Annotated in this window: 4 protein-coding genes and 1 pseudogene; all 5 read right to left on the bottom strand. The window is 42.0% G+C overall.

Annotated features, from left to right (window positions below):
* Positions 1 to 596: pseudogene (locus SORDD16_RS11450) on the bottom strand (family 1 glycosylhydrolase); the annotation flags it as partial.
* A 129-nt stretch (positions 597 to 725) separates the two neighbouring features.
* Entirely contained in the window at positions 726 to 986 is a 261-nt protein-coding gene (locus SORDD16_RS00155; protein WP_061451869.1) for a SemiSWEET family transporter, read from the bottom strand.
* Positions 987 to 1,195: 209 nt separating this feature from the next.
* Complete coding sequence (locus SORDD16_RS00160; RefSeq protein ID WP_061451870.1) at positions 1,196 to 1,552, bottom strand: VOC family protein; 357 nt, start codon at positions 1,550 to 1,552, stop codon at positions 1,196 to 1,198.
* Between the two features lie 110 nt (positions 1,553 to 1,662).
* A complete protein-coding gene (gene spxB, locus SORDD16_RS00165) occupies positions 1,663 to 3,438 on the bottom strand; it encodes a pyruvate oxidase (RefSeq protein ID WP_061451871.1) in 1,776 nt (591 codons plus the stop codon).
* Between the two features lie 212 nt (positions 3,439 to 3,650).
* A partial coding sequence (locus SORDD16_RS00170) for a heavy metal translocating P-type ATPase (protein WP_128973451.1) occupies positions 3,651 to 4,821 on the bottom strand: 1,171 nt, incomplete at its 5' end.

Genomic DNA, 4,821 nt, shown 5'->3' on the forward strand with positions numbered 1-4,821 from the left:
AAACAAATCCCAGCTCCTAAAAAGGGGGCATGAAGAATCATATTGATCTCGTTGAAAGTTAACCAATATTTGACCAAGCCCTTGTAGCGCGTAAAAAGAGTGCGGCAAAGATTTTCATAAAATCCAAGCATCTTACGGCTTCTCCAGCCACCGTACTCCTTGATTAAATGCAGGGGACAGTCAAAGTGCGTGATGGTTACCAAGGGCTCAATGCCATACTTGTGACATTCTTTAAATAGGTTCTCATAGAAAGCAAGCCCTGCTTCATTGGGTTCTGTTTCATCTCCATTTGGAAAAATCCGTGTCCAAGCAATGGAAAGACGGTAGGTCTTAAAGCCCATTTCTCCAAAAAGGGCAATGTCTTCCTTGTAACGATGGTACATGTCGATACTATCCTTGGCTGGGTAGAAATAACCATCCTCAAAGTCGAACATTTTTTTCTGACCTGTGATAATAGGGAAACGATCCTCGCCGATAGGCACTACATCCACATTGGCAAGACCACGACCATCTACATCATAAGCACCCTCACATTGATTAGCTGCCGTAGCACCACCCCAGAGAAAGCCCTCTGGAAATTGAAGTTTTTCTGTCATAATTTTACCTCGCTTGATTTGCTACTTCTATTATACTAGAAAGTAAGGAAAAAGTTTGGAACTTTTTGAATAATTATAGTACTAATTTTGCTTTCATAGACGAAAAAAAGACTGAAAACAGTCTTATTTTTAAATCAAAGCCGTGATAGCCGTTATTAGGCCAAAAACAATACCCGGTGCATTGGCCGCAACAAGGGGAATATCCTTTTCTTTCTTGAAAAGGCCGTAGTAAACCCAGAGACTACAGTTGATAGCCGCAACCAAGGGTTGGAGGAAATTTCCTTTTTGACCAGCCAGATTGTTCATAATTTGTGGAAAATAAGACACATACATCATAACAGACATGAAGGTCGCTACCCAACCCAAAATTTTCATTTGTTTTTCAGACATTTTTATAACCTCTTTTATCTTTACTGAATCTTATTTTATAATCTTCTCACAAAACAATCAAGACTTTGAAGCTTTTGTTATGAAGATGTAAACTATCACAATCTTGTGATAAGAAAGAGAAAACAGAAAAAGACCGGATTGCTCCGATCTTTTAATAGTTCATATGCGCACATTCTGTATTAAGAATAATTATGGTTAGCTTCAAATGATTAAGCGACCTGTTTCATACGATAAAAATCAATCACTAGATCAGCAGGTCCTCTAACTAATAAGGATTCTGTTCCCCAATCAGTTACAGCTGGACCGTGTAAAATCTCGGTACCAAGCTCTTTCAATCGTTGGTAGTTCTGCTCTACATCCTCAACCTCAATATGAAGAATGATGCCTGACTGAAAGTTTTTCAAAGGAATCAAATGATTTTGAGACAACATGAGACAATGACTGCCAATCGTGAACTGAGCAAAACTGTCGTCAACATAATCGGCTTTTTTATCCAAAATACGCTCCAAGTCAACACAGACTTGAGGAACATCTGAAACGATGAGATCTAATTGATTTAAATTCATTTGTTATCCTCCAGAAAAAGACCGGATTACTCCGATCTTTTCAAGTTCCGCTCTAAGAAAATCAAAGAATAAAATTTACAAAGTTTACATTTGATTTTCGATGAGAGGAATTATTTAATTGCGCGTGATTGCAATCCTTCTTCTTCCAAGAAGAGGCGGAATGGTACGAGTTCCTCTGCTTCGTATTTTTCCTTGAAGGCTTTGATTGCTTCTTCTGAGTGAAGTTTTGGATCGAGTTCAAGCACTTCTACTGGAAGTGGACGGTGTTGCGTGATGCGAGCATCGATGACAACAGTTTTACCTTCTTTGTTGAGTTTAACAGCTTCTGCAACGACTGCGTCAATGTCTTCGATACGGTCAACGGTAAATCCAACAGCTCCTTGAGCTTCTGCGATTTTCGCGTAGTCCGCGTTAGGGAAGTCACAACCAAACAAGTGTTTGTTTGTGTCTTCGTATTTGTCCTTGATGAAGGCATATTTACCATTTGAGAAGACAACGTTGATAACTGGAAGGTCGTATTGAACGTTTGTGATCACGTCTGGGTAGCACATGTTGAATGCACCGTCACCCATGATGTTCCATACTTGGCGATCTGGATTGTCTTTCTTAGCAGCGATACCACCAGGAAGGGCAATACCCATTGTCGCAAAGAGTGGAGATGTACGCCACATGTTCTTAGGTGTCATGTGAAGGTGACGAGTAGATGTTTGAGTAGTGTCACCTACGTCGATTGAGTAGATAGCGTCTTGGTCAGCATGTTTGTTGATTGCATTGTAAACTTGGTATAATTGCAACTCACCCTCAGTTTTACCTTCGAGTTTGTTCATGTAATCACGCCAGTTTTGGTTGTTCTTCACGTTTGCACGCCACCATGGAGTTGATTCAACTGGGTTTACTTTATCAAGGATAGCTTTCGCTGCTTGACCTGCGTCACCAAGGATTGAAGCGTCAAGGGCATGACGTTTACCAAGTTTGTATGGATCGATATCGACTTGGATGAATTTTTCAGTGTTCTTGAAGGCTTCGTAAACTTCAGCAAATGGGAAGTTTGAACCAAGGAAAAGAACTGTGTCTGCTTCAAAGACCACTTCGTTGGCTGGTTTCCAACCAACACGGTAAGCAGAACCTGTCAAACCTTCGTAGTTCCATTCAAAGGCTTCAAAGTTTTTACCAGTTGTAATGATTGGTGCCTTGATTTTACGGGACAATTCAGTGATCACTTGACCAGCTTTAACACCACCAAATCCAGCGTAGATAACTGGGCGTTCAGCATTGTTGAGGATTTCAACTGCCTTGTCGATTTCAGCTTCGTTCAAAGCAGGAGCGATGAATGAACGTTCGTATGAACCTGAACCATAGTATGAATTTTCATCGATTTCTTGGAAACCGAAGTTTACTGGGATTTCAACAACAGCTGGACCTTTTTTAGAAACTGCGGCACGGCAAGCTTCGTCGATTACTTTTGGCAATTGCTCAGCGTAAGCGACACGTTTGTTGTAAACAGCGATACCGTTGTACATTGGGTTTTGGTTCAATTCTTGGAAGGCATCCATGTTGAGTTCGTTAACTGGACGTGATCCAAGGATAGCAAGGAATGGAGTGTTATCCATAGCTGCATCGTAAACACCGTTAATCAAGTGAGTCGCACCTGGACCACCTGAACCAACTGCAACCCCGATTGAGCCACCGAATTTAGCCTGCATAACGGCAGCGAGAGCACCGGTTTCTTCGTGGCGAACTTGCAAGAAGCGGATATCTTTGTCTTCAGCCAAAGCATCCATGAGTGAGCTGAGTGTTCCTGATGGGATACCGTAGATGGTGTCTACGCCCCATGTTTTCAATACGTTGAGCATTGCTGCAGATGCAGTAATTTTCCCTTGAGTCATAATAACTCTCCTTCAAAATAATTTCATATATTTACAAAAAGCGCTTTTATATACTATTTGAAAGCGATTCAGTAAATTTACAATCCTAATTTACCATACTTACTTTGAGTCTCCTACAAATGTGCTCAGAAGTTTCTATTCTCTATTGCAGTACAGCTTAAAAGCATTTTGAAAACCTGTTTTATAATACAAAAAAGCGAGCAAGCTCGCTTTTAGTCTATTTTACTAAAGTTTAGCATGAGTGAACTGGTTAAAACAGATACAGAACTAAAGGCCATAGCTAGACCAGCCAGTTCTGGATTGAGCACCAGTCCAACACCTGAAAAAACTCCTGCTGCAATCGGAATTCCGATGACATTGTAGATAAAGGCCCAGAAGAGGTTGAGCAAGATACGATTGAAGGTTTTCTTGCTCATATCAAAGGCACGAACCACTCCAGTCAAATCATTGTGAGTAAGAACAATCCCTGCCGACTCAATAGCAATATCGGTTCCTGCGCCCATGGCAATCCCGACATCTGCTACACTGAGGGCTGGCGCATCATTGATACCATCTCCGATAAAGGCTACTTTACCAGCCTGTTGTAGTTGATGGATTTCATGCGCTTTTTCTTCTGGTAGAACGCCTGCTATGACCTCTTCGATGCCGATCTGATCTGCAATAGCACGCGCCACGCCAGCATTATCTCCTGTCAACATAACTGTTCGAAGGCCACGTTTTTTCAGCTGACTGATGGCGAGCTTGGCATTTTCCTTGGGAATATCTTGCAGGGCAAGTAAGCCTTTGATTCCATTGTCAACAGCCAAGTACACAACTGTCTTAGCTCCTTTTTCCAATTCTTCAAGTTTTTCCTGATAAGCGGTCGAAATATCCATGCCATCTAGCATTTTAGCATTTCCAAGCAAGACTTGCTTCCCATTGATTTGCCCTGAAACACCTTTTCCGTGTAGGGCTTGGAAATTTTCTACAGGTTGAAGCTCAAGTCCTGCTTCACTCGCCCGCTTGACAATGGCTTGAGCCAATGGGTGTTGAGAGGCTTCTTCCAAAGAGGCAGCTAGACCAAGTACTTCTGTCTCGTCGCCAATGATATCAGTGACCACTGGTTTTCCTTCTGTCAAAGTCCCTGTTTTATCAAAGACAAGAGTTTTGACTTTCTGGATTTCCTGTAAGACGGTTCCATTCTTGAGGAGAACGCCCATTTTGGCACTCCGTCCTGTCCCCACCATGAGAGCCGTTGGTGTTGCGAGTCCTAGGGCACAAGGGCAGGCGATAATCAAAACTGCCACCCCATAAAGTAGAGAGGTCACAAAGCTAGCTCCAAGCAAGACAAACCAAATCCAAAAAGTCAGAATCGCTAAAATGACAACTGCAGGGACAAAAATT

Source organism: Streptococcus oralis (assembly GCF_001578945.1).
Lineage (GTDB): Bacteria > Bacillota > Bacilli > Lactobacillales > Streptococcaceae > Streptococcus > Streptococcus oralis_Q.

Excerpts from the sequence above, each read along its gene's own strand:
- SORDD16_RS00155 (WP_061451869.1), bottom strand. The coding sequence starts at position 986 with ATGTCTGAAAAACAAATGAAAATTTTGGGTTGGGTAGCGACCTTCATG.
- SORDD16_RS00160 (WP_061451870.1), bottom strand. The coding sequence starts at position 1,552 with ATGAATTTAAATCAATTAGATCTCATCGTTTCAGATGTTCCTCAAGTC.
- spxB (WP_061451871.1), bottom strand. The coding sequence starts at position 3,438 with ATGACTCAAGGGAAAATTACTGCATCTGCAGCAATGCTCAACGTATTG.